The following is a 3,672-nucleotide window of genomic DNA, read 5'->3' on the forward strand; positions in this document are numbered from 1 at the left end:
GCATCGAGGAAGAACTGGTGGGTGAGTTCCGCCGAGCACCGCATCCCCGAATTCGCGGCGCAGCATCGCCCGGGTGCCTCCCTCGGCCTCGGGCGAGGTCGCCGCCAAGGCGGCCGCCGGCGGATCCGGGGGCGGCACGGCCATGGGTCCGGCGTCCGGACGCTGCCCCGCGACCTTCGCCAGCGCCTCCGACAGCTGTCTGCGGTCGACGGGCTTGGTGGTGAAGTCGTCCATGCCGGCGGCAAGGCACGCGGCGCGGTCCTCGGCGCTGGCGTTGGCGGTCATCGCCACGATCGGCACATGCGCCGCCGCACCGGGCAACGCGCGGATCGCCCGCGTCGCCTCCAGACCGTCGAGGCGCGGCATCTGCAGGTCCATCAGCACGACGTCGTAACTGCCGTTGCGCACCCGCTCGACCGCCTCGAAGCCGTCGACGGCAAACTCGACGCTGTGACCGAGCTTGCGCAGGATCATGCCCGCGATGCGCCGGTTCACGGCATTGTCCTCGGCCACGAGCAGCGAGAGCGCGCTGCGGGGCCGCAGGTCGGCGGCCACGCGCTCGGGTTCGCCCGTGGCTTCGGCGACGGTCGCCGGGATCTCGAACCAGAACAGGCTGCCGGCGCCCGGCACGCTCTCGACCCCGAGCCGTCCGCCGAGCAGGCCGGCGAGGCGCTTGCAGATCGCCAGACCGAGGCCGGACCCGCCATAGCGCCGGGCCATGGAGGCCTCGAGCTGGCTGAAGTCCAGGAACAGCCGCTCCCGCGCCTCGGTCGTGATGCCGGGTCCGGTGTCGGCCACGCTGAAGGCGATCCAGGGCGTGCCGTCCGGATCGGTCTTCAGGCCGGCGGACACGACCACGCCGCCCCGCTCGGTGAACTTCACCGCGTTGCTGACGAGATTGAGCAGCACCTGCCGGATCCGCGCCTCGTCGGACAGGATCCGCGCCGGCAGCGTGTCGTCGACGAGGATGCGGAAGTCGAGGCCCTTCTCCAGCGCGCGCGATTCCATGATGGTGCGCACCGAGGCGATGGTGCCGGCGAGGCTGACCGGCTCGCGCTCGATCTCGAGCTTGCCCGCCTCCAGTTTCGAATAGTCGAGAACATCGTTGATGACGTCGAGCAGCGCCTCGCCGCAGGCGTTGATCGTGTGGACGAGATCCTGCTGGCCGCGGTCGAGCCGCGTGTCGAGCAGCAGGCCCGCCGCGCCGATCACCCCGTTCATCGGCGTGCGGATCTCGTGGCTCATGGTGGCAAGGAACATCGACTTGGCCCGGACGGCCGACAGCGCCTCGTCGGCCTTGGCCGCCAGCGTGCCGTTGAGATACTCGACCGCGGCGCGCGAGCGGCGCAGGTCGATCATCTGCCGCCACATCACGACGACGACGACGATCATCAGCAGCGTCAGGGCGGCAACCGCAATCGCCAGCATCCAGTGCAGGCCGAGCGCCCACTCGCGCGCCTCCACCGTGAGCCGCTTGCTGCGGCTGTTGGCCTCCAGCACCAGCCGGCCGGTGAGCGGCAGGAGACTGCGCAGTTCGGCGCGCAGCCAGCCGAGGTCGGCATCCGTGAAGAAGCCGCGCGCGAGCGCCGCGTCGAAGGCGGGCGTCATCGCCTCGATCCGGAAGACGGCCTCCGCCGACAGGCGATGGAACGCCTCGTCCGCCTCGAAGGCCGCCGGCAGCTTGCCCGATTTCAGCAGGCCGAGCCGGCTGTAGAGGATGTCGAAGCCGCGTGTCGCCTCGCGGAACACGAGCCGCTCGGTGTCGACGTCCATCACCGACGACAGGCGCAGCGCCTCGCGGTCGAGCTGGTAGGCATACCAGACCGCATCCTCGCGGACGCTCTCGGTGATCCGCCGGTCGCCGGCGACCAGCAGTGCGAACACCGCCACGACCGCGCAGACGAAGAACAGCACGAGGCCGATCGCCGCGGCGGCGGCCCTGTCGAGCCCCGGGCAGCACAGGCGCAGGCCGGACGCGAGGCTCATTTCACCTCGATCGCCCGGATCTGCCAGACGCTGCGCGAGAAATACTTCTCGTTGTAGAGGCCGGGGTCCTGATCGAACGGATAGATCAGGAACAGCGGCCCCTTCTCGCGCACGCTCATGTGCGCCCCGTTGAGGCGGGTTGCCAGGATCGTGTCGTGATCGGTGAAGTCTTCGACCGGCACTTCGGCGGCATAGTCGTTGAGCGCGATCACGCTGAGCGTGCTGCCCTCGGCGCCGACCGTCTCCAGGATCGCGCGGCCGAGCGGCCCCTCGAAGGTGACGCTGCCTTCGGTCCAGGGCGTTTCCATCGTCGCCTTGCGGCCGGCCAGCGCCTCGAGCATCGCCAGATCGAATTGCGCGGTGCCGTCGACGTTGGTGTGGGCGATCTTGCCCGAGACGGTGAGCACGACCTCGCCGGTCGGCGCGGCCAGCGGGCCGGCCAGCGCCGGCAGGACCGGCAGCAGGACGAGGCCGGAAAGAGTGGCAAGGGTGGCGAGGAAACTGCGACGGGTCATGTGGGAATTCGGACTGGATGATGGAACGGGTGGGAGGAAGGGCGGAACCGACCGGCGGGCATCAGGCGGCGGCACCGGCCCGCACCTCGCCGCCCTGCTTGCAGGCGAGGACTTGCGGCAGCCGCTCCATGAAGGCGTCGAGGCAATGCGGGTCGAAATGCCGGCCGCGTTCGGCAGCCATGTGCTCGCAGGCCCGCTCCACCGGCCAGGCGTCCTTGTAGGGACGGGCGACGGTGAGCGCGTCGAAGACGTCGGCGACGGCCACGATCCGTGCGGACAGCGGGATCTCGTCGCCGCGCAGCCGCTGCGGATAGCCGGTGCCGTCGACCCGCTCGTGGTGGCCGAGCGCGATCTCGGCCGCCATCTGCAGCAGCGGCACGGAGCTCTTTTTCCAGGATGCGGTGGCCGTCGGTCGTGTGGCGCTCCATGGTCGCCCGCTCGTCCGGCGTCAGCTTTCCGGGCTTGAGCAGGATCGCGTCGGGCACGGCCAGCTTGCCGATGTCGTGCATCGGCGCGGCGAGGAACAGGTCGCGCCGGAAGGCCTCGGACAGGCGCAACTCCTCGGCGATGATCGCGCTGTAGTGGGCGATGCGCTCGATATGCTCGCCGGTTCCACCGTCGCGAAGCTCGGTTGCCCGCGCCAGACGCAGGATGATTTCCTCCTCGCGCTCGACGATCATCCGGGTGGCCCGGGCCACCTCGACCGCCAGCCATTCGGCGCGCGACTGCTCGGCCCTGTGGGCGCGGCGCAGCGCGATCAGGTTGCGCAGGCGCGTCCTGAACTCCACCGGATCGACCGGTTTCTTCATGAAGCTGGTCGCGCCGACCTCCACGCGCGGGAGCGGATGTCGCCCTCGCCCTCGGCCGTGATCATCACCACCGGAACGCTGGCGGTCGCGGCATGGGCACGCAGCTGGCGGATGAACTCGACGCGTCGAGGCCGGGCATCATGTAGTCGACGAGAACGATGTCGCAGCCCGCGACCCGGGCATGGTCCAGTGCCGCCCGCGGATCCAGGAAGGGAATCGCGGTGCAGCCGTCGACCTGGTCGGCGAGCCGGTGCAGGAACATCAGGTTCGTCCGGTTGTCATCGACGATCAGAACTTGCAACGCACGGCCCCTCGGTTGCGACCTGGATTGCGCTCACTCTCCCCTTCAATTCCCAACGATG

The 3,672-nt window shown here is 69.9% G+C and carries 3 protein-coding genes and 1 pseudogene; all 4 read right to left on the bottom strand.

The annotated features are described in order from the left end of the window. The coding region (locus A6302_RS19665) for a response regulator (RefSeq protein ID WP_069308443.1) at positions 1-1,986 on the bottom strand (1,986 nt) is incomplete at its 3' end. Further along, positions 1,983-2,501, bottom strand: coding sequence for a putative pterin-binding protein (locus A6302_RS19670; RefSeq protein ID WP_069308444.1), 519 nt, complete (start codon positions 2,499-2,501; stop codon positions 1,983-1,985). The genes A6302_RS19665 and A6302_RS19670, both read right to left, overlap by 4 nt. A gap of 61 nt (positions 2,502-2,562) precedes the next feature. After that, entirely contained in the window at positions 2,563-2,880 is a 318-nt protein-coding gene (locus A6302_RS23750; protein WP_245294169.1) for an HD-GYP domain-containing protein, read from the bottom strand. Between the two features lie 55 nt (positions 2,881-2,935). After that, positions 2,936-3,310 (bottom strand): annotated as a pseudogene (locus tag A6302_RS26345) (HD-GYP domain-containing protein); the annotation flags it as partial. Between the last annotated feature and the right edge of the window lie 362 nt (positions 3,311-3,672).

Origin of the sequence: Methylobrevis pamukkalensis (assembly GCF_001720135.1) — a bacterium.
Taxonomy (GTDB): Bacteria; Pseudomonadota; Alphaproteobacteria; order Rhizobiales; family Pleomorphomonadaceae; genus Methylobrevis; species Methylobrevis pamukkalensis.

Bases quoted from the DNA above. Each gene is read 5' to 3' on its own strand.
- A6302_RS19670 (WP_069308444.1), bottom strand. From the start codon at position 2,501: ATGACCCGTCGCAGTTTCCTCGCCACCCTTGCCACTCTTTCCGGCCTC.